25 protein-coding genes are annotated in these 25,655 nt (G+C 31.7%); 10 read left to right on the forward strand and 15 right to left on the reverse strand.

Going from position 1 to position 25,655, the window contains the following annotated elements:
• Positions 1-25: 25 nt before the first annotated feature.
• The 3 genes from LQ682_RS08870 to pepT are packed head-to-tail and all read left to right on the forward strand — an operon-like array spanning position 26 to position 2,536.
• Positions 26-793: a threonine/serine exporter family protein gene (locus LQ682_RS08870; RefSeq protein WP_016998599.1), complete on the forward strand. Its 768-nt coding sequence runs from the start codon at positions 26-28 to the stop codon at positions 791-793.
• A gap of 14 nt (positions 794-807) precedes the next feature.
• Positions 808-1,272, forward strand: coding sequence for a threonine/serine exporter family protein (locus LQ682_RS08875; RefSeq protein WP_135021463.1), 465 nt, complete (start codon positions 808-810; stop codon positions 1,270-1,272).
• 37 nt (positions 1,273-1,309) lie between these two features.
• Complete coding sequence (gene pepT / locus LQ682_RS08880) at positions 1,310-2,536, forward strand: peptidase T (RefSeq protein WP_070045683.1); 1,227 nt, start codon at positions 1,310-1,312, stop codon at positions 2,534-2,536.
• Positions 2,537-2,885: 349 nt separating this feature from the next.
• On the opposite strand, the gene LQ682_RS08885 is transcribed toward pepT, so the two are convergent.
• Positions 2,886-4,007 carry a glycerate kinase gene (locus LQ682_RS08885; protein ID WP_135021467.1) on the reverse strand — a complete coding sequence of 374 codons (1,122 nt, stop codon included), beginning with the start codon at positions 4,005-4,007 and terminating at the stop codon, positions 2,886-2,888.
• Between the two features lie 101 nt (positions 4,008-4,108).
• On the reverse strand, positions 4,109-4,429 hold the full coding sequence (ytxJ, locus tag LQ682_RS08890) for a bacillithiol system redox-active protein YtxJ (RefSeq protein ID WP_017000356.1): 321 nt from the start codon (positions 4,427-4,429) through the stop codon (positions 4,109-4,111).
• A gap of 157 nt (positions 4,430-4,586) precedes the next feature.
• Between ytxJ and LQ682_RS08895 the strand changes: the two genes are divergently transcribed.
• Entirely contained in the window at positions 4,587-4,826 is a 240-nt protein-coding gene (locus LQ682_RS08895) for a hypothetical protein (protein ID WP_369964813.1), read from the forward strand.
• 50 nt (positions 4,827-4,876) lie between these two features.
• Here the strand turns inward: LQ682_RS08895 and LQ682_RS08900 are convergent, their stop codons facing one another.
• On the reverse strand, positions 4,877-5,764 hold the full coding sequence (locus tag LQ682_RS08900) for an EMYY motif lipoprotein (RefSeq protein WP_135021469.1): 888 nt from the start codon (positions 5,762-5,764) through the stop codon (positions 4,877-4,879).
• 96 nt (positions 5,765-5,860) lie between these two features.
• Here LQ682_RS08900 and LQ682_RS08905 point away from each other — a divergent pair, with 96 nt between their 5' ends.
• Together LQ682_RS08905 and murB are read left to right on the forward strand one after the other, a co-directional pair.
• A complete protein-coding gene (locus tag LQ682_RS08905) occupies positions 5,861-6,382 on the forward strand; it encodes a GrpB family protein (RefSeq protein WP_064210890.1) in 522 nt (173 codons plus the stop codon).
• Positions 6,383-6,452: 70 nt separating this feature from the next.
• Positions 6,453-7,382 (forward strand): UDP-N-acetylmuramate dehydrogenase, encoded by a 930-nt coding sequence (gene murB / locus LQ682_RS08910; protein WP_239724120.1) that lies wholly within the window; start codon positions 6,453-6,455, stop codon positions 7,380-7,382.
• Positions 7,383-7,544: 162 nt separating this feature from the next.
• Here murB and LQ682_RS08915 read toward each other — a convergent pair whose 3' ends face one another.
• The 8 genes from LQ682_RS08915 to nrdI form a co-directional block, all read right to left on the reverse strand.
• On the reverse strand, positions 7,545-8,585 hold the full coding sequence (locus LQ682_RS08915) for a ferrated catecholamine ABC transporter substrate-binding lipoprotein SstD (protein WP_135021471.1): 1,041 nt from the start codon (positions 8,583-8,585) through the stop codon (positions 7,545-7,547).
• A gap of 103 nt (positions 8,586-8,688) precedes the next feature.
• Positions 8,689-9,489 (reverse strand): iron ABC transporter ATP-binding protein, encoded by an 801-nt coding sequence (locus LQ682_RS08920; protein ID WP_064210867.1) that lies wholly within the window; start codon positions 9,487-9,489, stop codon positions 8,689-8,691.
• Positions 9,486-10,451 (reverse strand): iron chelate uptake ABC transporter family permease subunit, encoded by a 966-nt coding sequence (locus tag LQ682_RS08925; protein WP_135021474.1) that lies wholly within the window; start codon positions 10,449-10,451, stop codon positions 9,486-9,488. The genes LQ682_RS08920 and LQ682_RS08925 overlap by 4 nt, the downstream gene beginning before the upstream one ends.
• Entirely contained in the window at positions 10,444-11,412 is a 969-nt protein-coding gene (locus tag LQ682_RS08930; protein WP_017000362.1) for an ABC transporter permease, read from the reverse strand. The genes LQ682_RS08925 and LQ682_RS08930 overlap by 8 nt, the downstream gene beginning before the upstream one ends.
• A 124-nt stretch (positions 11,413-11,536) precedes the next feature.
• The gene (locus LQ682_RS08935; RefSeq protein ID WP_103268623.1) at positions 11,537-11,968 is read right to left on the reverse strand and encodes a FixH family protein; all 432 of its coding nucleotides are present in this window, start codon (positions 11,966-11,968) and stop codon (positions 11,537-11,539) included.
• A 253-nt stretch (positions 11,969-12,221) separates the two neighbouring features.
• Complete coding sequence (nrdF, locus tag LQ682_RS08940; RefSeq protein WP_064204699.1) at positions 12,222-13,193, reverse strand: class 1b ribonucleoside-diphosphate reductase subunit beta; 972 nt, start codon at positions 13,191-13,193, stop codon at positions 12,222-12,224.
• Positions 13,194-13,220: 27 nt separating this feature from the next.
• The gene (gene nrdE, locus LQ682_RS08945; RefSeq protein ID WP_239724124.1) at positions 13,221-15,326 is read right to left on the reverse strand and encodes a class 1b ribonucleoside-diphosphate reductase subunit alpha; all 2,106 of its coding nucleotides are present in this window, start codon (positions 15,324-15,326) and stop codon (positions 13,221-13,223) included.
• Positions 15,298-15,687, reverse strand: coding sequence for a class Ib ribonucleoside-diphosphate reductase assembly flavoprotein NrdI (nrdI, locus tag LQ682_RS08950; RefSeq protein ID WP_103268625.1), 390 nt, complete (start codon positions 15,685-15,687; stop codon positions 15,298-15,300). The genes nrdE and nrdI overlap by 29 nt, the downstream gene beginning before the upstream one ends.
• Before the next feature lie 373 nt (positions 15,688-16,060).
• Here nrdI and LQ682_RS08955 point away from each other — a divergent pair, with 373 nt between their 5' ends.
• From LQ682_RS08955 to LQ682_RS08970, 4 genes are all read left to right on the forward strand, one after another.
• Complete coding sequence (locus LQ682_RS08955) at positions 16,061-16,945, forward strand: DMT family transporter (protein WP_239724126.1); 885 nt, start codon at positions 16,061-16,063, stop codon at positions 16,943-16,945.
• Positions 16,946-16,948: 3 nt separating this feature from the next.
• Positions 16,949-17,449: a preQ(1) synthase gene (gene queF / locus LQ682_RS08960; RefSeq protein WP_017000368.1), complete on the forward strand. Its 501-nt coding sequence runs from the start codon at positions 16,949-16,951 to the stop codon at positions 17,447-17,449.
• Between the two features lie 417 nt (positions 17,450-17,866).
• The gene (locus LQ682_RS08965) at positions 17,867-19,381 is read left to right on the forward strand and encodes a peptide MFS transporter (protein WP_017000369.1); all 1,515 of its coding nucleotides are present in this window, start codon (positions 17,867-17,869) and stop codon (positions 19,379-19,381) included.
• A gap of 175 nt (positions 19,382-19,556) precedes the next feature.
• Positions 19,557-21,059, forward strand: a complete 1,503-nt coding sequence (locus LQ682_RS08970) for a peptide MFS transporter (RefSeq protein ID WP_239724128.1) — start codon at positions 19,557-19,559, stop codon at positions 21,057-21,059.
• A gap of 92 nt (positions 21,060-21,151) precedes the next feature.
• Here the strand turns inward: LQ682_RS08970 and LQ682_RS08975 are convergent, their stop codons facing one another.
• The 4 genes from LQ682_RS08975 to LQ682_RS08990 all read right to left on the reverse strand — a co-directional run bounded on the left by LQ682_RS08975 (position 21,152) and on the right by LQ682_RS08990 (position 25,567).
• Positions 21,152-21,730 (reverse strand): 5' nucleotidase, NT5C type, encoded by a 579-nt coding sequence (locus tag LQ682_RS08975; RefSeq protein ID WP_017000371.1) that lies wholly within the window; start codon positions 21,728-21,730, stop codon positions 21,152-21,154.
• A 64-nt stretch (positions 21,731-21,794) separates the two neighbouring features.
• A complete protein-coding gene (hisC, locus tag LQ682_RS08980) occupies positions 21,795-22,862 on the reverse strand; it encodes a histidinol-phosphate transaminase (RefSeq protein ID WP_147641088.1) in 1,068 nt (355 codons plus the stop codon).
• A 231-nt stretch (positions 22,863-23,093) separates the two neighbouring features.
• Complete coding sequence (locus LQ682_RS08985) at positions 23,094-24,608, reverse strand: ABC transporter permease/substrate-binding protein (RefSeq protein WP_147641089.1); 1,515 nt, start codon at positions 24,606-24,608, stop codon at positions 23,094-23,096.
• Complete coding sequence (locus LQ682_RS08990; protein ID WP_017000373.1) at positions 24,608-25,567, reverse strand: ABC transporter ATP-binding protein; 960 nt, start codon at positions 25,565-25,567, stop codon at positions 24,608-24,610. Before LQ682_RS08990 ends, LQ682_RS08985 begins: the two co-directional genes overlap by 1 nt.
• Positions 25,568-25,655 lie beyond the last annotated feature (88 nt).

Raw genomic sequence — 25,655 nt, forward strand, 5'->3', positions numbered from 1 at the left:
ATTCATTGCGAACATGGAGGTTATTATGGAAGAATTAAAGGACTTCACGATAATAGATGAGAATAAAATAATCGATGTCGTTATGACAGCAGGACGCATCCTTTTGGAAAGCGGTGCTGAAACATATAGAGTTGAAGACACAATGGCTAGAATCGCAACGAGTTATGGTTTAGAAAATACACATAGCTTTGTAACTTCCACAGCAATTATTTTCTCATTAAATGATAGAACTAATACTAGATTGATAAGAATAGATGAAAGATCGACAGATTTAGAGAAAATATCTCTGACGAATCAAATTTCCAGAAAGATTGCAAATAACGAATTATCGATAGATGAAGCTAAATCTGAATTGATACATTTACATCATGCTGCATTACAATTTCCTTTTTGGTTAAAAGTTTTGGCAGCAGCTATTGCATCAGCATGTTTCTTACCTATGTTTGGCGGTAAACAACCTGATGTTATCCCTTCATTTATAGCTGGTGGTACTGGGTATTTAACAATGGCAATTGTACATAATACGATACGCATTAAATTTTTTACTGAATTTATTAGTTCATTAATTATAGCTACAATAGCTACAATAAGTGTCAATTTCTTTTACGGAGATAATTTAAGTTTAATTACCATTGCCTCTGTTATGCCACTTGTACCAGGTGTTCTTATTACAAATGCAATAAGAGATTTGATGGCTGGTCAATTATTAGCTGGTATTTCTAAAGGTGTAGAAGCGGCTTTAACAGCATTTGCAATCGGTGCTGGCGTAGCAATTGTATTATTACTAAGTTAAGGAAGGTGCTATGAATGTTAGATTATATTTATCAAATACTATTAAGTTTTACTGCAACATTATTCTTCTCTGTCATTTTTAATGCACCTAGAAGACTTCTAATTGCTTGTGGTGTTGTTGGAGCCATAGCTTGGATGATTTATACTGTTTCTTTAGACTTCGGTATTGATAAAGTTCAAGCTTCGTTCTACGGGAGTTTCACTTTAGCTATCATGAGTCATATCATGAGCCGCTACTATAAACGTCCTATGATTATTTTTATAGTAGCTGGTATTATTCCTTTAGTTCCCGGTGGTTTAGCTTATGATGCCACTAAAAACTTAGTTATTAATAATTATGATGTAGCTATCAATACGTCATTACAAGCTACACTAATATCTGGATCTATTGCGTTTGGTATTTTAAGTTCTGAAATTGTCTTCCAAATTTACATTCGTACTAAGCAATTTTTTGCTTCTAAGAAACAAAAAAGCGTATAATAAGTAAAGTAAATAGAAGTAAAAGGGAGAGAATAATGTGAAACAACGTCTAATTGATCGATTAGAAAGATATGTAAAGATAGACACACAAGCGGATCCAAATAGTACAACAACACCTTCTACTGAAAAGCAATGGGATTTAATTAAACTTCTTGAAGAAGAAATTAAAGCACTTAACCTTGAAGTAACAGTAGATGACAAAGGGTATTTAATGGCTACATTACCATCTAATACCGATAAAAAGGTTCCTACTGTTGGTTTATTAGCACATATTGATACATCACCTGATTATAATGCTACAAACGTTAATCCAGTAATTGTAGAAAATTATAACGGGGAAGATATTCAGTTAGGTCAGACAGAAAAAGTGCTTAGCCCAAATACTTTCCCACAATTAAAAGATGTTATCGGGCATACACTAATGACAACTGATGGCACATCATTGCTAGGTGCAGACGATAAAGCTGGTGTCGTAGAAATTATGGAAGCTATTATTTACTTAATTGATCATCCAGAAATCAAACACGGTGACATTCGATTTAGCTTTACGCCTGACGAAGAAATTGGTAAAGGGCCACACAACTTTGATGTAGAACGTTTCAATGCTGACTTTGCTTATACAATGGATGGCAGTTTAGAAGGCGAACTACAATACGAAAGTTTTAATGCAGCTATGGCTGTTGTAGAAGTTAATGGTGTCAATGTTCATCCTGGTTCAGCTAAAGATGTTATGGTCAATGCTAACACGTTAGCAATGACTTTTAATGAACAGTTACCAGCTGATGAAGTACCTGAACATACTGAAGGATATGAAGGCTTTTACCATTTAATGCAAATGGAAGGTAACGTTGAAAAAGCAACATTACAATATATTATTCGTGACCATGACAAAGCACAATTTGAGCGTAGAAAAAACCATTTGTTAGATATCGCCAAAAATTTAAACCACCATTATGATGAAGAACTGATTAAAGTTCAAATCGATGATCAATATTATAATATGGGTGAAAAAATCAAACCTCATCCTGAGCTAATCGATATACCTGAGAAAGTGATTAAATCTTTAGGTATTACACCTGTAATAGAGCCGATTCGTGGTGGTACTGATGGTTCTCAACTTTCTTATATGGGCTTACCTACACCAAATTTATTTACTGGTGGCGCTAATTTCCATGGACCATTTGAATATGCGTCTATTGATGTTATGGAAAAAGCAGTGCAAACAATTGTAGGTATCCTATCTGAATTTGAAAAACAATCTTAATTCAAAATAAATAAGCATATCACTTAACTGATTATTTCAGTTTGAAAGTGATATGCTTATTTTTTATAAGATCTACGATTTTGTTCGTGCAAGGTTTCCTAGGTTATAGTTCGAGCCTGTAGTCTCTCACTCATACGATTCCCTCAGGCGTCAGCACTTTACAAAATCGTAGAAAATATTGCGCTAACGGGCTTGTTTACACGCACTAACTCGTTAGAAAATGTAACGAGCTTGTCTCAAATTTCTTGCACGTTAGAGGCCCCACTCTCTTATTATTCATTATAAATAATGAGGTACTCGCGCTTACATAACAAAAATCCGAAACATTTGTTATGTTCCGAACTCTTAATTATAAATTGCTTTTCAATAATCTTAATGCTTGTGTCGTTAAATGTCTTAAGGCTATGCCCATTTCTAATTCGGTCATCGTATATTGATCTTTGTTTAGTACTTTAAACATTGCTGTAACTTCTTGTTCAATATATTTATCGAATTTTTCATCTGTTGCACAAACTGCGATATTAACTTTATTGTGTTTATAACATAATTCTGCAATTCTTACTGAAGTCGTCTCGAGTAATTGTTGGTTCGGTTTTAAACCTTCCCCAAACACAACAAAATCAGCTTGCTCAATTAATTGGTCTAAGTATGTCAGTTCGTTAACAACATCTCCACCAGTTACAAGTTCGCCATCCCATAGACAATTTAACATAGCAGCTATACCGCTACCAGATCCGCCTCTTTCTTCTTTACCTAATAATGTTTTATGCTGACTCTTAAACAGTTCACTTATATACCATAAAGCATTATCTATATCTGTAGCCTCTTCTAACGAGATATGATTTAATTCACGTTCTTTCATAACTCGACTACTTTTACCATAATATTTAGATTCAAAATCTGTAATGACTTTAATTTTTTTATCTTTCAAACGTTTATCTAAATCATATAAGTCTATTGTTCTAATATATTTAATCCATTTAGCGCCCTTGCTTAAATCTACTAAAGCACCTTCAGCGTCATAAAACTTTGCACCAAGTGCTTGAATCATGCCTAGACCACCATCATAACTTGCAACGTTACCTACTGATATAATCATTTCATTAGTATTTTCTTTAAGCGCTTCATTAAGCATTTCACCTAAACCGTAAGAAGTGGTTTCACTTGGTCTAATTGTTTCTTCATTTGAAGTTAACACTTCACCCGCTTCTATAACCGTTATGTTATTACCAGTAACTGCATAAACTGATGTCTTAGGGTTCATATATGCATCATGATGATCTACCGAATATTTCGTGCCTGATTGCCATAATAATATTGAATCAATAACTTCTCTTTGACCATTAAATAAAGGTACTTGCACTATATCCGCTTCATTAAATTGAGACTTTATCGCTTCTTCTACAAATCTATTTGCATGATAACTTGATAAAATACCATCAAATTCATCCATCGCAACTAATACTCTCATATTTTTCACCTCATGCTTTTTATCATAATTCATTATACTGTTTTTTTCTCTATTTAACAAAAAAACAAACAGTCAATATGACTGTTTGTCTTATATCATTATTACTCTTCTGCTTTCGATAAACTTGCTACTGTGATATTATCATGACTTGCATCCCACTCGGCATTCCCGTTTATAAAATAAAAAGCCTGTGGTGATTCATGTTTGACGCCAGTTTTGTCAGCTATATAATCAGATAATTCTCTTTCTTCTTGAACAATTAAATAATAACCGTCCATGTCTCTTTCATATAAGAATTTATTAAATTGATCATACGCACTTGCCGAAATAGGACAAGTACTGCTGTGTTTCATTACAAATACGTTTGGGTTATCATTGAGTACTTTTTCAAATTGATCGATGGAAGTTAATTTCACGACCATTTTAATTCACCTCTATCATAATTTAACCAATACAATTGAACACTATAACATCATTCGTTTTATATGGCAAATTCTATTTTTATCTTAATTATGTTTACCCGCATTCTTTGATATTAACCATTAGTTAATTTTGATATACTATAATTACAATAAGGAGGTGCTTTATTTGACCAAAAATGTAACACCTACCCTCATTAAGAGATGGGGAATGATTGATACGATTAATGCATGTTTACTTATTATTTCTATTCTGTTTTTATTCGATTTTAAAAACCAACCTGCATTATCATATATCTTAATTATCGCATTTTCGATTTGGGTTATCTCTTTAGTAGGTAAAAATATATACTTATCACAAACTAAGAAGAAAGAATCCACCGTTAAAAAAGAAGAATAAAAGAAACACACCGATACAGAATAAACTTTTATTCTAATATACGGTGTGTTTTATTTTTCTAATCTATCAATAGCTTTATCATACTTCTCATCTTTTCCTAAGTACGCAACTTTACTGTTAAAGTCATCAGGGGCTTTTATTTTTTGAAGTTTTTCTTCAATAATACTACCTTTTTTTCGTTCCTTATAATAATCACTTAAAGTGTAATACATTTCAATCTGAGATTGCCTCATTTGATTCACTCTATTGGATTTAATATTTGTTTGATTAAGAGCTTTTACATACTTAGATATACTCGGAATGATTTTATCATGGATATACTGTGATTTCTCTTTCACACTATGCGCTTCATTTAAATACTTAGCTTTATTATTTAAATCGTCACTATTTTTATCTATTACTGATACTAACGCTTCATAATCATCTTTATCTTCAGAGCTATCTTTAGCTTTACTAGCATTTTTTTCAGCTACTGCTTTATTTTTCTCAAATACCTCTGTATATTCTAATATTTTCTCATTAGATCTGATAGATTTTTCGAATAGCGATATATATTCATTTAGCTCTGAAATAGAGTCTTCTCTCTTTTTAACATTGCTAACGTAAATATTATGTGCATCTTTTACTTCTTGTGTACTCGGCTCGATATTCTCAGCTTGTTTTTTAAGACTCTTAACTTCAGGTAAGACTTCTTTATCAAGTTCTTTATGAAGCTTATTCAATTCTTTATGTTTTTCAGCTGTTACTTCAGTGCCTACTAGTTGATCTAATTTATCTAAATTTAATTGATTAATATTATCAAGAATTGTGTCTTCTTTTTTATAAATAGGTTTCATATCTCTTTTATATTTTTTAAGATCTGAATTTACCTCATTACTACAAGCTGCAATAATTAATACAAGTACAAATAACATTAAGTAGAGTAATTTAATTTTCATCATTGCACCTCTGTTTCACTTGTATTATACATAATATCATGGATAATTAAAATGTTATATATTATATTCTTATTATTGATTAATGGAAGTGTTATTATGTTAAAAAGACCTCAACCGTTCATTCAATTACAATCAACAAAAAATTTTAAAGCAAAATATATAAAAATTCAACAACTATTGTTTAGCCTATTAAATACACCTATACAAGATGTTTATCATATAGGTGGCACGAAACAAACCCTTTATACAACTGAACCTATCTTAGATGTACTTGTTACCGTGCGTTCATTACATGATATTACTAGCTTAGATGAGAAGAGATTAAACTATCACAACATATATAGATTACACCACTCTTATAAGAAGAAAATTATGATGGCTCAATTTAAAGATATGATTACATTAAGGCAAATTGTGCGTATACATATTGTTGAACAAAACAGTCAAATGTTATATGATTATTTAACTGTAGATGAACTTTTAAATCACGACAACTCAGTTATAGACTCATTTCAAAGTTTTAAAACAAACACTATAAATAACAATAAAAGTGTAAGAGAATATGAGAACAATAAGCAACAATGGTTTCAACAACTTATTGAAAAACATTGCTCATAAGCTATTCGCTTAAACTGGAAAATCTTGATATAATATTTTTAAGAACACAGTAAAGAAAGGACGTCGAACGGTGAATAACCCTACAATTTTGGAGGATTTATCAAAATTTCTCCCTAAATCATTAATTAAGGTGAATGAACCTTTAAAAAAATATACTTTCACAAAAACAGGTGGAAAAGCAGACTTTTACTTATCCCCTACTTCATATACAGAAGTTCAAAAAATAGTAGAATATGCATACCTTAATCAAATTCCTTTAACGTTTTTAGGGAATGGTTCTAATATCATCATTAGAGACGGGGGTATACGTGGTATTGTAATCAGTTTATTACAATTCAATCAAATTCACGTTCGTGACGGTTGTATAACATGCGGAAGCGGCGCAGCGATTATAGATGTATCAAGACGTGCAAGAGACCATCATTTAACAGGATTGGAATTTGCATGTGGCATCCCCGGTTCTGTCGGTGGTGCAGTCTATATGAACGCAGGAGCTTATGGTGGCGAAGTTAAAGATTGCATTGATTACATTAAAGCTATAGATGATACAGGCAAGCTATATACAATACAAAGCGATGAACTCGAACTTGGTTACAGAACAAGTATTGTTCAACGTCAACATTTAGTTGTACTTGAAGCAACTTTCAAATTACAGCCGGGAGATATAAAGACAATACAAGCTACAATGGATGATTTGACGCAAAGAAGACAAGATAAACAGCCTTTAGAGTATCCATCGTGTGGCAGTGTTTTCCAAAGACCTCCTAACCACTTTGCAGGTAAATTGATACAAGATGCTGACCTACAAGGCCATAGAATAGGCGGTGTAGAAGTATCAACTAAACATGCTGGTTTTATAGTAAATGTAGATAACGGAACAGCTACTGATTACGAAATGATTATTGAACATGTTCAAAAAGTCGTTAAAGAAAAGTTTGACATAGAGCTGAAACGTGAAGTACGCATTATTGGAGAACCAACAGATCAATTAACAAATTAAAACAAACACTTCAGTGAAACGTATAAGCAGCCAACAAGACAAAATATTGTCTTGTTGGCTGCTTTTTCAGATATATAAATACTCCTAATCCTTAGTTAAATAAACTTAGGATTAGGAGTATTCTTTTTAAGCTGGGGCATTAAAATATCTCAGCCTTATTTCTTATTCTAAACCTTTAGCAACTTCGTCTACTTGTTTTTCAGTAGTTCTTACGCCACCTGAAGCTAAGTACCATAATTGTGGATCAACGTTTACAACTTTGTCTTCTTTAATTGCTGTAACATCTTTGATAACGTCGTTTGATAATGCTTTGTTAGCACTTTCTTTTCCGCCAATCGCTTTACCTCTGTCCATGGCATAGATGATGTCAGGATTCTTTTCAGAAATATATTCGAAGCTTACTGGTTGGCCATGTGTGCTTGCTTTTAAGTCTTTATCGACTGGTTTTACATCCAATACGTCAAAGATTAAGCTACCAAATCTTGCACCTGGACCATATGTAGATAACTCACCTTCGTTAGCTAATAAGTACATTGCTTTTTTATCTGATTTATCAGCTTTTGCTTTAACATCTTTAATTTTCTTCTCTAAGCTCTTGTTTAATTCTTTTGCTTTATCTTCTTTATCGAAAATTTCACCTAAATTATTCGTATTTTCTTCAACTGAGTTCAAGTAATTTTTATCATCTGCACCTACGTATAATCTTGCTGCGTCTGGAGCTGCTTTTTTCAATTCATCTTGTACTTCAGTTCCTGCAGTACGACCAGAGAATAGAATTAAGTCTGGGTCAATTTCTGCAATTTTATCGTAGTTTACTTCTTTAACTGAGCCAGTGTTTACAAATTCGTCACCTTTGAATGTGTCTAAGAATTCAGGTAATGAAGCGCCGCCTTCACCTTTAGGTACACCTTTAACTGCGTCTTTTGCACCTAATGCTTCAACTGTATCTAAAGTACCATAATCTAATACAACAACCTTCTTAGGATTAACTGGAACTTTCACTTTCTCTTCTACTGTCTTAGCATCACTGCCATCTTTCTCTTTACCACGAACTTGATATTTAGATTCGATTTCTACTGTTTTAGAATCACTCTTAGTATCGTCTTTTGATGACTTTTCCTCTTTACTACTTGAATCATTACCGCATGCTACTAATACGATTGATAATACTGCTATTAACATAAAACTAAATACTTTCTTCATGAACTAAACTCTCCTTCTTATATATAATGATGTAAAAACAGTGCATAAATAAATAATTACTTACTTGCAAATATCAAGCATCACTCCTTTCAATGTAAAAAGACTATATTGCTAAAGTTTGAATTTCTTCTGCTTCAATATATTCATTATCAAAGTAAACACAAATGCGTTGTCCATTGATCTCTTCGATTTTAATATCTAAATCATATATACCACTTAGAACAGGTTCTTCTATTACATCATCTTTAGATCCTGCTATTTCTACTTTACCTTCTTTTATGGCAATGATTCTATCTGAATAACAAGAAGCGAAATTGATATCGTGAATCACGAGTACAATCGTTTTATTCATTTCTTTTACAAGTCTTCTTAATATCTTCATAATTTGAACGGAATGTTTCATATCTAGGTTATTTAATGGTTCATCAAGTAAAATGTAATCAGTATCTTGAGCGATTGTCATTGCAATATAAGCACGTTGTCTTTGCCCGCCTGATAATTCACCTAAATATTTGCCTTGTATTTCTGTTAAACCTAAATACTCTAAAGCTTTATCAATCATTTTATGATCTTCTTTTTTCAATTTTCCTTTTGAATATGGGAAACGCCCGAAACTTACTAATTGTCTAACTGTGATTTTCAACTCTGTATGGTTTGTTTGTTTTAAAATAGATAGTTTTTTCGCCAAATCATTACTTTTCATTGAAGATATATCATGGTTATCTATTTTTATACTTCCGTTATCTTTTTCAATTAATCTACTAACCATTGCTAATACAGTACTTTTACCTGCACCATTAGGTCCTATAAATGATGTGATTTTTCCTGTTTCTATTTCGATGTCCACTTCGTCTACGACTTTATTGTTTTGATAAGCTTTCGTTAATCCTTCTACTTTTATCATGTTACATTACGCTCCTTTAATATTAAGAATATAAAGTAAATGCCGCCTATAAAGTTGATCATAATGCTAATTTCAGTGTTGCCTTCAAATAAATGTTCAACTACCCATTGGCCTAAAAATAAACTAATCCAACTAATTAAAATAGCTGTTGGTAGTATATATTTATGTTCAAACCTTTTTATAAATTCATGAGCCAAGTTCACTACAAGTAAACCTAAAAATGTAATAGGTCCGACTAATGCTGTAGAAACTGTAACAAGTAATGCTACCATTACCATCAACCATCTTGTAACTTGTGTATAATTGACCCCTAGGTTGATTGCTTGGTCTCTACCTAATGAAAGTACATCTAAATATGGTTTAATAAAGAACGCAATGATAATCATTATGATTAATACAACGCCGGATATTAAAAGTATGCCTTCATTAATTGCATTAAAACTTGCGAACATTGCACTTTGAATAGATAAGAACTCTTCTGGATCTATCATCATCTCTATAAAACTGGATAAACTTGAGAAGAATGTCCCAAATACAATACCTAATAATAAAATGAAAAACACATTTTGATCTTTAGACCTAAATAATATTTGGAATAAGAATAAACTGAATATAATCATACCGACTAAAGTCACTAAGAAATTTAAATGGTTATTCAAAACAATTGTTGAAGTAGAACCAAAGAAAAATATTAATGAAGTTTTTATAAACATATAAACAGCATCTAAACCAATAATAGAAGGTGTCAAAATTCTATTGTTTGTAATTGTTTGGAAAATAACTGTTGATACTGCAATACTTGCGCCAACTAATAACATCGCGATTGTCTTTCTTACACGACTTGTTAATTGGTATTCTAAAATCTTTGGATTGATGTTATAGAACAAATACAACGCTGCTATTAAAATAGTTATAATGGATAAAAGGTTGAGTTTCTGTACTGGTGTTAATTTCTTAAGCATTTTTCGAACGTCCTTTCATCAATAAAACTATGAAAATAAAGCTACCAATTACACCGATTGTTAAACCAATTGTAATTTCGTATGGGAATATAATCAGTCTTCCTAAAATGTCGCATATCATAACAAACAACGCGCCTAAGATTGCAGTGTGCGGTAAAGCATTTTTAAGATGATCACCTCTGAATATTGAAATTAAGTTCGGTATAATTAACCCTAAGAAAGGCATCATTCCTACTGTTACCACAACTAGTGCTGTAATGATAGATGCAATGATTAAACCAATATTAACTATTCTATGGTAATTTAATCCTAAGTTGACACTGAAGTCCTTTCCCATACCTGCAATCGTAAATTTGTTGGCAAAAATATACGCAATTATCAATAAAGGAATACTTATGTATAAAATTTCGTATCTCCCACTAGTAATGATAGAAAAGTTACCTTGCATAAAGTTCCCTATGCTTTGAACAGCGTTTGTTCTTAAAGCAACAAAGGTTGAAAAACTAGAAACAATGTTACCAAGCATTATCCCTACAAGTGGTATAAAAATAACATCTTTGAATTGAATTCTTTGTAGGATTTGCATGAATAACATTGTTCCAAATAAACTTAGTAATGTTGCGAATAAAAGTTTAAATAATATATTCGTGTCTGGAAATAGTATCAGTGAAATTAAAACACCTAACTTTGCCCAATCCATCGTGCCTGCTGTTGTTGGAGAAACAAATTTATTTCTCGTTAACTGTTGCATAATCAGACCGCATATTGCTAAACAACTTCCTGAAATAATAATACTAACCGTTCTAGGAATTCTACTAGATACTAGTATATTTTTCTGTTCATCTGTAAGACTTAATATTTGTAAAGGTCTCACTTCTGAAACACCAATAAATATTGAGAAGAATGTTGCGATAACTAATAATACAATCAATACATCTAAACGCATTAAAAACTTTCCCATGATACACCCTACTTCTCTTAGTTGATAACGATTATCATTATCTTTATTGTAATGAATATTCAGTTAAAATGCAATGCTATTTAAAAAAAGAGTAATGAAATTAAATTTCATTACTCTTTTATAATTATTTTATATTAATATCTTTATTCGGCATTGTATGTTGATCACGTGCTGTGACATGACTTGTGATATTATAAGTACCTTCTTCATCGAATTTATACTTTAAAGTATATTTCCCGTCTTTATTTTCTTTCACTTTTTTCATTTCAGAATTCTTTTTGTCGCCATCTTTTATGATTTCAAACATTACTTCATCAGCGTCTTTTACTTTTTCTTTCCCTAATGTAACTTCAGCAGATAAATCTACTTCTTCCCCTTTTTTCGCTTCTTCTGGTACATCTAGCTTAACTTCTAAAGCTTGAGGTTTATCAGATGAATCATGATCTGACTGCTTATGTTCTGAATGATTTTCTTCTTTTTCTTTATTATCATTACCACAAGCAGCTAATACAGAAATAATTAACAATGATAAAAGACCCAGTAAAACTCTTTTCATATGTAACCCACCTTTTTTAAATTCTATTCTCATTATATCTAATTAAGTAAATGTAAAATGCTCAAATATTGAAAAATATGTTAACTTTTCTATTCAAAAGCTAAAATAACACTTTTATATACTTTCATTTTATATGTTTTCACCTTAAATAAAAAGGTCTTATAAAGTATAGGATACAAAAAACTGCCACTAAAGTTTTGCACTTTGCGACAGTTTTAAGAAAGTAATAATTACTTTTATTTAATTATTGTTTTTAGTTTTCATCGAAAATAAAATCTTCATCTGTTAAAGGTTCAACATTTAGTGCTAATACATATCCATCACCTTTAACGCTGAAAAAGTCATGGTTCTTAGTGCTTGTATCTAAAGCATTTTCGATAATAGGGTTGAATGATTTTTCTTCATAATACGGTTCGAAACCTAAGTTAGCTAACGCTTTATTCGCATTATATGCAACGTAATTCATAACGTCCTCTGTTAACCCAATTTCATCATAAAGCATTTTTGTATATTCATACTCATTTTTGAACAATAGCTCTAGCATGCGGTACATTTCTGTATCTGCCTTTAATTTCTCATCTTCAGTTAATTCATTTCTTAAACTTTGTGCATCTAAACCAGTAAATACACCATGAATAGATTCATCAAGTAATATTTTACGAATAATTTCTCCAGAAGTTGTCATGCGACCTTGTCCTGCTAAATATAATGGATAATAGAATCCTGAGTAGAATAAGAAAGTCTCAAGGAACACACTCGCTACGCGAGCCATATATTGATCATATACTGACGCGTCTTTAGACCATAATTTATGATAATTGCTCAAAATGATATCTGATTTATATTTTAAATGTGGTTCTTCTACTACCCACTTATCTAGTAATTCATTCGTTTCACTGGATGGTAATAATGTTGTGAAAATATGAGAATAACTTTTCGCATGAATTTGCTCCATCATACCCATAAATGAGTAAACTGCTTTTTTACGTAAATCTTTAGTGTGCATCATAATGAGCGGCATGCCGTCGTCAGCTTGATGTGTATCTAAGCCTGTTAATCCAGCCAATGCTTTCTTAAATGCATTCTTTTCAGGTTCTGTTAAAGTTTCCCAACTTGCAATATCTTTAGAAACTTTAAATTCTGTTTCTACCCACATTTGGGAAATGTTTTGACGCCAAAACATGTTTGTCATATCTTCTTGTGTATTCCAATTTACTGCCTTCATGTTAGATCTCCTATCTTATTAAAATGATTAAATTGAACAACTTGTACATTCTTCAACGCTTAATAATTTGTTACGAGTATAATAAAGTGATTTTAATCCTTTATGATGTGCATATACATATAGTCTTGAAAGTTCACGTGTTGAAATTTCAGAATTTACATATAAGATTGTTGAAATACCTTGGTCTACGTGTTGTTGAATCGTCGCAATTAAATCAATTAATTTCATTTGATCTATGTTAAATGCTGATTTGTAATACCACATTGTTTCTGGTGATAAGAATGGCATAGGGTAAAATGTTTCTGAGTTACCATATGTTCTTCTTTCAATTTGGTCAACGATTGGCATAACAGAACTTGTAGCATTTTGAACATAAGAAATACTTTGTGTTGGTGCTATAGCAAGTCTGTATGCATGGTAAAGACCGTTTTCTTTAACTTTTTCAGCTAAAGCTTTCCAATCTTCTGCAGTTGGAATATCTAATCCTTCAAATAAATCTGCTACATTATCAAATTGCGGTTTAATATCTTCTTGTGTATACTTCTCGAAATATTTTCCTGAAGCGTAATCCGATTTATCAAAATCAACGTAAGTTTCTTGTCTTTCTTTCGCTATTTCCATTGAACGCTCTATAGAATAATAGTTCATCATCATAAAGAATACATTTGCAAAGTCTTTAGCTTGTTCTGATTCATAGCCGATTTTATTTTTTGCTAAATATCCATGTAAGTTCATTACGCCTAAACCTACTGAGTGTAATTCATTATTTGCTTTTCTAACACCCGGAGCATTTTTGATTTCAGTGTCATCTGACACAACTGTTAATGCATCCATACCTGTATGAACAGAATCTCTGAATTTTTTAGATTCCATAACATTTACAATATTCAATGAACCTAAGTTACAAGAAATATCACGTTTAATTTCATCTTCTGTTCCATAGTCATTAATAACTGAAGTTTCTTGCAGTTGGAAGATTTCAGTACATAGGTTACTCATTTTAATTTGGCCAATATCAGAGTTCGGATGAACTTTGTTTGCATTGTCTTTAAACATTAAATAAGGATAACCTGATTGTAATTGTGTTTGTGCAATTGTATTTAACATTTCACGTGCATCTTTAGCTTTCTTGATGATGTTAGGGTTTGCTACTAGCTCATCGTAATACTCGTCTAAGTTAATATCATCTAATGTTTTACCGTACTCACGTTCAACCGTGTGTGGTGCAAACATGTAAAAGTCTTTACCTTCTTTTGCTAAATCGAAGAATTTAGAAGGAACAATCAATCCAGTTGAGATAGTTGAAAGTCTAATATCTTCGTCTGCGTTTACTTTTTTAGTATCTAAGAATTCAAGAACATCATAGTGGAAAATGTTTAAATATACTGCGCCTGCGCCAGGTCTTTGACCAAGTTGATCTGCATAACTAAATCCACCTTCTAATGATTTAGCAACTGGTAGTACGCCTTTAGCTACACCTTTAATACCTTTAATCGCTTCGCCACGTGCACGAAGTTTCGATAAGTTGATTGCAACTCCTCCGCCAATTTTACTTAATTGTTTCGCTGTTGAATCAATAAAGTTAATAGAGTTTAAGCTATCATCTACTTCTAATAGGAAACAACTCACTAATTCACCACGTCTTGCTCTACCCGCGTTTAAGAAAGTAGGTGTTGCTGGTTGAATTCGTTGTTCAATCATTCCTTCAATAAATTGTTTCGCTTGTTCTACGTTTCCTTTAGCTAAATACAATGAAACAATAATAACGTGTTCTTTATATGTTTCTAAATACTGAGATTTATCATTAGTCTTTAAGGCATAATCTTTAAAGAATTTACTTGCTGACATGTAACTTGCAAACTGAAAAGGAATAGAATCTGCAAATTCATTTATTTCTTCTAAATCCGCTTCACTATACTCTTTGAATAAATCATAATAGAAATCTTGATCAACCAAAGCATGTAAACGTTCAATTGGAGTACCAAATTGAATTGTTTTTTCTTTTACTTCTTCTAAATAAACTTCTAATGCTTCTTGGTCTTTCTCAATATCAAAGAAACCATCTTCTCTACGCTTAGTCACTTTATTATTTAATTCGATATGATTATAATTCTGTTTGTTTATCATTTTCATAAAGATTAACCACCTTTTCTCTAAATTCATCTGCTATTTCCTGATTACCATGAAGTTCAAACTTCATTAATAAAGGGACATTATAATTATTCGCAATTTCCTCACTCGCTTTTGCAAAATTATTGCCCCAGTTTCTATTTCCACTGCCAGCTACCGCTTTAAGATTTTTATGATTTATATCTAAAAATGCTTGGACGGGGTCAGGTACTTGGCCAAACCCAATTGTACCTGTGACAATTATAAATGGTTCATTTATTTCTTCTGTCTTGTTTGCTTCAGTGAGAGCCATCGTATTCGATAATCCTGCTCTTTGAATAAATCGTCTAACATTACCTGTTAAAGAAAAATAAATTATCTTCATACACTATCACCTGCCATATGTATATACTTTGTGTTTACGAATTTTTATAAATTAAAAACATAAATTTTTACATAGTTTATAACTTTTTATTCTAAATGCGCAAAACACAAGATATAGTGTTAACTTTTGTTAGTACATACTATATTATGTGATTTATTATAACATTAACGACGAGCCATAACACTCATAATACCTTAAATTTTTATAAAAAATAGGGTTGACTTTATCGATATGTCACACAAGTGTTGTTATATCAACATTTGAAAATTTCTTTATTTTACTTTCATAAATTTTAAAAATTAGAATTCCATATACTTTGTAAAGTGAGTTATGATAATATATGTTCATTGATAAAAAATGGAAGGTGTATAAAATGAATTCTACAATAAAAGGTATTCTTGCTATACTTATATCTTCTATTGGATTTAGCTTAATGGCTGTTTTCTTCAGATTGTCTGGGGATTTACCGGTTTTCCAAAAATCATTATTCAGAAATCTAGTAGCCATGCTTGTTCCAATATATATTGCTTATAAAGCACGAGTATCATTTTTCGGCAAATTAGAAAACCAACCATTGTTAATTTTAAGATCCTCTTTAGGACTCATTGGTGTTTTGCTAAATATTTATGCCATAGACCATATGGTACTAAGTGACGCAGACATGTTAATGAAATTAAATCCATTTTGGACTATTATTCTATGTGCACTATTTCTAAATGAACGCGCTAGAAAATACCAAGTTATTGCAATGATTGTCGCAATAGCAGGTGCAATTTTCATTATCAAGCCATCATTTAATTCAGATATGACACCAGCGATTATTGGTCTATTATCAGGATTATTTGCTGCAGGTGCCTATTCTTGTCTGAGACCTCTAGGTAAACGTGAAAAAGCTTATACAACTGTATTCTATTTTTCATTTTTCTCTACAGTAGTACTTATACCTTTTGTTATTTTCACGTATGAACCAATGAGCATAACACAAGTAATCATATTATTGTTATCTGGTGTTTTTGCTACTGTTGGTCAGTTCGGAATAACGATAGCTTATAGTTACGCTGCTGCTAAAGATATTTCAATCTTTGTATACGCGTCAGTTGTATTTAGTGCATTACTAGGTTTTATAATTTTCAAAGAGTCACCTGACTTATTAAGTTACCTTGGCTATATCATTATATTCCTTGCTGGGTATTATATGTTCAAAAAAGCTCAAAGAAATCCAAAACCGGAAGAATCAATAGAAAAAGGAGTATCATAAACAATGTCAGAAGGCAGAAAAAAAGAAGATTTAAAAGATATAACATTATTAGGAAACCAAAACAATCAATATTATGACCAATATAATCCAGAAGTTCTAGAAGTGTTTGATAATAAACACCAAGGCAGAGATTATTTTGTTAAATTTAACTGTCCTGAGTTCACATCATTGTGCCCTATTACAGGACAACCTGATTTTGCTGCAATTTATATCTCATATATACCAAATGTAAAAATGGTAGAATCTAAATCTTTAAAACTCTACTTATTTAGTTTTAGAAATCATGGGGATTTCCATGAAGATTGTATGAATGTTATCATGAATGACTTGATTGAATTAATGGATCCACATTATATAGAAGTTTTAGGTAAATTCACACCAAGAGGCGGTATTTCAATTGACCCATATACTAATTATGGTCGCCCAGGTACAAAGTATGAAGAAATGGCTGAATATCGTATGATGAATCATGACTTATATCCTGAAAACATCGATAATAGATAACAGACCATAATTCCAATATATAGTAGAAATTGAGACATTAGCCTCAATTTCTCAAAAACAAACGCCCAATCCGCTAGTTAAATACGGATTAGGCGTTTGTTATATTTTAATTTATAGCCATTGCTTAATATAAGCGCTTCTATAGCCTCTCAAGTATGAATATGCACTTTTTTCACCTTTCTATGCAATTCAGCATATTTTTAGACGTTATAAAGAAAACGCTTACAATATTTTTAACTTTTTCCCTTTCTTTATAAAGCCTGAAATGAAAGGGTTTAATTATTTTAAATAGTCATTATTGTATGAATATTATCAATATTTATCTTGTATTTTTATTAGCAAACGATTACAATTTAATATGTGCTATTTTTAAGTACAACACAATTTAATATAGTTTATAATGAGGGGAATTAAAAAATGGATAACAAACATTATTCAAAAGAGGAAATCATTCAAAGTACGCCACGTACTGGTTTTTTCGGTCATCCTAAAGGTTTATCAACTTTGTTCCTTACTGAGTTCTGGGAAAGATTCAGTTATTATGGAATGAAAGCCATCCTTGCTTACTACATATACTATTCAGTAGCTAAAGGCGGATTTGGTATAGACCAAGGTTTAGCACTACAAATTGTCTCAATTTACGGAGCACTAGTATACATGAGTGGTGTTATCGGTGGTTGGATCGCTGATAGAATTACAGGTACTCGTCATGCCTTATTCTATGGTGGTATTCTAATCATGATAGGTCACATCTTACTATCATTACCAAATAACTTTACTTTATTACTTGTCGCGCTTTTATTCTTAATCATTGGTACAGGTTTATTAAAACCGAATATTTCATCAACAGTTGGTCTGTTGTATGAGAAAAATGACCCAAGATTGGATTCAGCGTTCACAATTTTCTATATGTCTATTAACTTAGGTGCATTAATTTCACCATTAATCATTGGATGGTTACAAGTAAATGTCGGATTCCACGCAGGCTTTGCAGTGGCAGCTGTAGGTATGTTCGTTGGTTTAGTTATTTACTTTATTACGAATAAAAAATATTTAGGTTTAGCTGGTATTGAAGTACCAGATCCACTTAATAAAGAAGAGAAAGCTAGAATAACTAAAATCGTAGCGATAGTTGTGATTATTGCCGCAATTGTTTGTCTCATTTTAAGTTTATTCGACCAATTAACTTTACCTAACTTTGCAAACTTCATTTCAGTATTAGGTGTATTATTACCTATTTATTACTTTATTAAAATTACAACAAGTAAGAAAACTGAAGACTATGAGCGTTCAAGAGTGTATGCTTATATACCGTTATTTATTGCAGCTGTTGCATTCTGGATGATTCAAGAACAAGGATCTACAGTGTTAGCTCAATTTGCTGATACAAAAACTGAATTAAGCATGGCGAAACTAACTGGTGGTGCTATTGATTTCAATATTCCAGCAGCATGGTTCCAATCACTTAATCCATTTTTCATTATTTTACTTGCACCTGTATTCTCAGTATTATGGGTAAAACTTGGTAAATTTAATCCACCAACTGTTTATAAATTCGCAATTGGTGTCCTATTCGCAGGATTATCATATATTATTATGGTCATCCCATTATCAAGTGATTCTTCAATCATTCACCCAATTTGGTTATTCGGTAGTTTCTTATTAGTTACTATAGGTGAGCTTTGTCTTTCACCTATTGCACTGTCAACTACAACTAAATTGGCACCTAAAGCTTTCACTGCTCAAATGATGAGTGTTTGGTTCTTATCAAACGCGATGGCTCAAGGTATTAACGCGCAAATGGTTAAATTATATACAAGCATAAGTACGAACGATTACTTCCTATACTCTGGTATAGTGGCAATCGTAATTGCAGCATTATTAATGGTTGCAAGTCCTAAAATCAAAACACTTATGGCTGGTGTTAAATAATATAAAGAAGACCGAGACAAATTTATGTTTCGGTCTTCTTTATATATTATATTTTTTGAATATTCATAATATTATAACTTATACAAATTTTATTGAATTTTTTATTTTAGAGGTTTAAACTATTCTTTAAACTTACCTAAAAATTGGGGGAGAGTTTAGAAAGGAAGCGATTTTTATGGTCAAAATGACGCGCGAGGAAATGGTTGAAACTGTTCCTCAACATGGATTTTTTGGGCATCCACGCGGCTTAGGCATACTGTTTTTTGTTGAATTTTGGGAACGTTTCAGTTATTACGGTATGCGTGCTATTTTGCTGTACTATTTATACTTCTCCGTAAGTCAAGGCGGACTAGGATTAGATAAAATTACTGCTCAGCAAATTATGGCAATGTACGGCTCACTGATATTTATGACAGGTATTCTAGGTGGTTGGGTTGCAGATAGATTACTTGGTTCGAGAAGATCCTTACTCTTAGGTTCTATATTGATTATGTTCGGTCACGTTGTATTATCTTTACCATTTGGATTGGGCGCATTTTTAATCTCTATGATTCTTATTATTGTCGGGTCAGGCTTAATGAAGCCAAACATTTCTAATGTTGTAGGTGGCCTATATCACAAAAATGATAATAGATTAGATGCGGGATTTGTTATTTTCTATATGTCAGTTAATATGGGGGCTTTATTATCACCTCTTATTATTGACAAAGTACGTTTGAATGTTGGTTTCCACCAAGGTTTCTCTATTGCAGCATTTGGTATGTTCTTAGCTTTAATAGCATACGTACTATTCCAAAGAAAAAGTCTTGGTGAAGTAGAGAACTTCCCTTCAAACCCTTTAAATCATAAAGAAAAAATTAAATACTCTAAAATATTTACATATAGTACGATAGGTATTCTTATATTATTAGGTATTTTATACTTAGTTGATCAACTTACATTTAATTCTATAAGTTTAATTGTCTTAATAGTCGGAATAGTAGTACCATTTATTTACTGGTCTATTATGTACCGAAGTCCAGATATTGATAGTACCGAGAAATCTCGATTGTTAGCTTATGTACCACTATTCTTAGCTTCAGTACTTTTCTGGAGTATACAAGAACAAGGTTCAAACGTTCTAGGTGTATTTGCTCAAGAGAAAACACAATTAGATTTATCTGTGTATGGTATTAACTTCGAAATTCCAGCTGGTTGGTTCCAATCAATCAACCCATTTTTCATCGTAATATTTGCACCAATTATTTCAATGCTATGGCAAAAATTAGGTAAATATAACCCTTCTACACCTCTTAAATTTGTAATTGGTCTTACTTTTGCAGGTGTGTCATTCATTGCGATGATGATTGCGATGTCTATACAACAAACTGAGTTAATGAATCCTATATGGCTAATTTTAAGTTTCTTCTTATGTGTAATTGGAGAGCTATGTTTATCTCCTACAGGATCAAGTGTTTCTGTGAAACTTGCACCAAGAGCATTCTCTGCACAAATGCTAAGCTTATGGTTCTTAACTAACGCAACTGCACAAGGAATCAACGGACAACTTGTAAAATTAATAAAACCATTAGGACACCAAAATTACTTCGGTCTTATTGGTGCAATCGCAATTGTTGTAGCATTAATTGTGCTTGCTATGACACCAAAAATCAAAAAACTTATGCAAGGTATACATTAAAAGAAGCCCAATCAATAGATTGGGCTTCTTTTATCATTTATATTGAGTTTGTTAGCTTAATTCTTGTGATATTAAATAATGAAATACCACAATTACTTTATAGATTCGGATAAGTTTTTCTGTTTATTGTATTCTCCATTTTCACCTAAGAAGTATTCTTCTACTTCTTTCCAATTGTATACTTTTGGCCACTTATCATAATCAATATTATGTGCTGCTGCATACATAATTGAATGATTATTAAAGCTTTCTAATTGTCTAGGATTGTCATCGATTAAGTAATCTGTATTTACAATTCCTTTATCACCGCAAAATACAAAATGTTGTGGATCAATAAATGGTAAGTGTTCTCTTAACCAAGCATATTTATCAGCAAATGATGTAGGTACGTCCATTGCAGCTGTAACGATAAAAACATCATAATATTCGTTTAATTTTCTTACAACATCTACAGCATCATCAAATACTTCTAAATCTCTGAAAAATCCATCTTCCCTAAGAATATCAGTTAAAATACCTTGGTGTTCAGGCATCATATTTCTAATTTTACTACCTTTTAGTTCTTCCATAGTAACGTTTGAAGAAGTTTCTTGATTATAACGCATTAATAATTTTTTAATTGTATCAACTAACACTTCATCCATATCAATACCGATTGTTTGTTTCGCCATTATACCTTCTCCTTTTATATCTCATGTATACTATTATAACAAAGAACTTATTCACTTTCCTTTTTTATGAATTCACTTTTTCGAAAAAGGTTTCTAATACTTTAATCATTTTATCATTATGCTCACTAAAACCAACTGTAATACGAACTCCATTAGGAAACGGCCTTGTGATAAAACCTTCTTTTAATAATTGATCGTATAGTTCTTGAGGTTTATCTGTGTTTACGAATACAAAGTTTGTTTGACTGTCGTATAAATGTTCTTTAAATGAAGAATTTAAGAATTTTTCAATTTCAGTTCTATTCTTGTTAGTAATATCTTTTAAATATTCTTGATCTTGTAACGCTACGTTAGCTGCAACTGCGGATAGTGACGTTACATTGAAAGGTAGACGAACAATATCAAGTTGGTTGAGTAATGATTCATCGGCAATCGCATATCCAATTCGTTGTGATGCTAAGCCATATGCTTTAGAAAATGTTCTTAATACAACAACTTGTTTATATTTATCTAATAATTCTAAACTTCTAGGCATATCTTCAGCAACAGCGAACTCTATGTATGCTTCATCAATTAACACGATAATATTATCTGGAACTTTTTTAATAAACGATTCTAGTTCCTCGTGTGGTAAATATGTTCCAGATGGATTGTTAGGATTACAAATCCATATTAATTTCGTCTTATCAGTAATTTCTTCGTACATTGCATCTAAATCAAAATAACCATTATTAAGTGGCGTCGTCTTAACTTGTGCACGTTCAATGACAGCATGATGTTTATATTGTCCAAACGTCATATCACTCGTTAATATTTCATCATCTGCTTCTAATACTGCTCTAGAAATAATCATGATAACTTCATCTAAACCAGATCCAAAAAATATTTGTTCTTTCTTCACGTTTAAAAACTGACTCAAAGTATCTTTTACATCAAATTGTTTCACTTCTGGATAATAAAATAACTCATCTAGACTTTCTTGTATTGCATCTTTAACTTTCGGAGAAGGGCCGTACAAATTTTCATTTGAAGCAAGCTTTACCATATCCCCTTCAATGCCGTACTTTTCTTTTAGTTGCCTTGGTGATAAACCAGGCTGATAAGCCTGTAACTCTTTTAATTGTTGCTTCATATCCTATGACCTCCATATTTAAAAATAAGTGTGACATAGAAATCTATTCGTTCTCATAAAATTTCTATGTGTCACTCCGTTAAAGATAACTAGATTGAAAGGCTTGATACAAGGACATTTTCAAACCAGATATCCATTGCAAATATAACATTTAAGGCTGAGTCATTTGTTTATGTCTCAGCCTCAATTAAATAATATTATAGACCTAACCATTTTCATAAATCAATGGCTTTAGTCAATTAGATTATTCTTCTTTAAATATTCTTCTGCAACTTGATATGCATCTTCATCTTTTACCGTAACACGATAATTCATTTCTTGCATTTCTTCGTCACTAATTTTACCTTTTAATTTGTTCATTGCTTTCACTACATCAGGATGCTTTTCAACAGTTTCTTTTTTCATCATTGGTGCGCCTTGATATGGTGGGAATAACTTTTTGTCATCTTCTAATACAACCATGCCATATTCTTTTAATTCAGCATCTGTTGAATATGCATCTATTAAGTCAATATCATTACTTTCAATCGCTTGATAACGTAATTTAGGTTCCATTGTTTTTACATCATTGAATTTCAAGTTGTATTTATTTTGAATGCCTTTATAACCATCTTCACGGTCGTTAAATTCTAGCGTAAAGCCTGGTCTAATATCACCTTCAACTTTTTTCAAATCAGAAATAGTTTTTAAATTATGTTTTTTAGCATATTCTTCTTTAACTGCTAAAGCATACGTGTTGTTGTATTTCATAGGTTCTAACAATTGCATATCAAATTTCTTTTCTAAACTATCATTTGCTTGATTATATACATCTTTTTCTGTTGTTGATTTAGGTGTTTCTTTAGTTAATTCTCCTAATACAGTACCAGTGAATTCAAGATATCCGTCCACCTCATTAGATTTTAAAGCATTAAATAAGAATGAAGTCTTACCCATTCCAGCCTTCACATTTACCGTATTATCTGTTTCATCTTCAATTAAAATTTTATACATATTTGTGATAACTTCTGGTTCAGAGCCTAATTTACCTGCTAATGTAATTTTTTCACCTTTTTGTCCAAATAAAGGAGCGATAATTGTTATTAAGAAAACAAGTAAAATTGCGCCTAGAATAATAATCGATTTCTTGTATGAAATTTTCTCTAACATTCTTAAGAATACGTCGAAGAATATAGCAAGAATTGCAGCTGGTATCGCACCTAATAATATGAGTGATGAATTATTACGATCAATACCGAGTAAAATTAAATCCCCTAGTCCTCCTGCACCAATTAAAGCTGCTAACGTAGCAGTACCAATAATTAATACCATAGCTGTTCTAATACCAGCCATCATTACTGGCATAGCGAGTGGTAATTCGACTTTAGAAAGTCTTCTACCTGTTTTCATTCCTATACCTCTAGCCGCTTCAATAAGGGAAGGATCTACTTCTTTGATTCCTGTATATGTATTTCTTAAGATTGGTAATAATGCGTAAATAACCAATGCAATTATAGCTGGAATACGACCAATACCAAACAATGGAATCATCAACCCTAGCAAGGCTAGCGAAGGGATTGTTTGGAGAACTGCCGCAATGTTAATTACAACTTCAGCAATTTTATCTGTTTTCGTAAGTAAAATACCTAATGGAACAGCGATAACAACTGCAATAAGTAAAGCAATAAACGATAATTGAATATGTTCCAGTAACGTTTCTAGCAATTGTCCTTTTCTACTAGATAATGTTTCGAATAATACATTCATTATGAAACACCTCTATTCTTATCAGCTAAGTAACTAAAAACATACTGCCTAGTTACAATATGGCTTGGTTCCTCTTCGCCTTTATCCATTACAATTGCTTCATGTTCAGCTAACAATCCATATATATCATCAATGGTTTGTGTTGGTGTTACTTTAGGATAAACATCTATAGAAGTTGGATGAACTTCTGAAATAGGTTGCGCGATATCTCCTAACTGTACTTGTTTTAGTACATGAGCATCCATATTACCAATAAATGATTTAACAAATTCATTTTTAGGATGGTGAATAAAATCTTCTGTTGTGCCAATTTGCTCAACATGTCCCTCATTTAAGAGGCAAATACGGTCTCCCATTTTCATCGCTTCTTCTATATCATGTGTGACAAAGATAATTGTCTTGTTAATTTCAGATTGCAACTTCAGTACATCATCTTGTAAATTTTTACGACTAATTGGATCTAAAGCGCTGAATGGTTCATCCATAAGTACTACCGGCGGATCTGAAGCCAAGGCTCTTATAACACCGATTCTTTGTTGTTGTCCACCTGATAATTCACTAGGGTATCGATCTCTAAATGTATCTGGGTCTAACCCTACCATATTCAATAATTCATCAACGCGTTTTGCAATATCTTGTTTTTTCCACTTTTTCATTTCAGGTACTTGTGAAATATTTTCTTTAATCGTCATATGTGGGAATAAAGCAATTTGTTGTAATACATAACCTATATCCCATCTCATTTCAGAAACATCATAATCACTAATTGGTTTATCATTAAAATAAATATATCCATCTGATAAATGAATCAAGCGATTAATCATTTTAAGCGTCGTTGTTTTCCCACACCCCGACGGCCCGATTAATACAAAAAACTCCCCTTTATCTACGTTGAAACTAACGTTATCAACCGCTTTTTTAGTACCATATAATTTTGAAACATTTTTAAATTTAATCATCCCAATATACCCCACATTTCCTTTTATTGTTCAAAATTAGATTTATCTTTATAATCATTTACCCTCAATAAACAATAAAATTCATTGT

Source organism: Mammaliicoccus sp. A-M4, assembly GCF_022386955.1.
GTDB classification, from domain to species: Bacteria; Bacillota; Bacilli; order Staphylococcales; family Staphylococcaceae; genus Mammaliicoccus; species Mammaliicoccus lentus.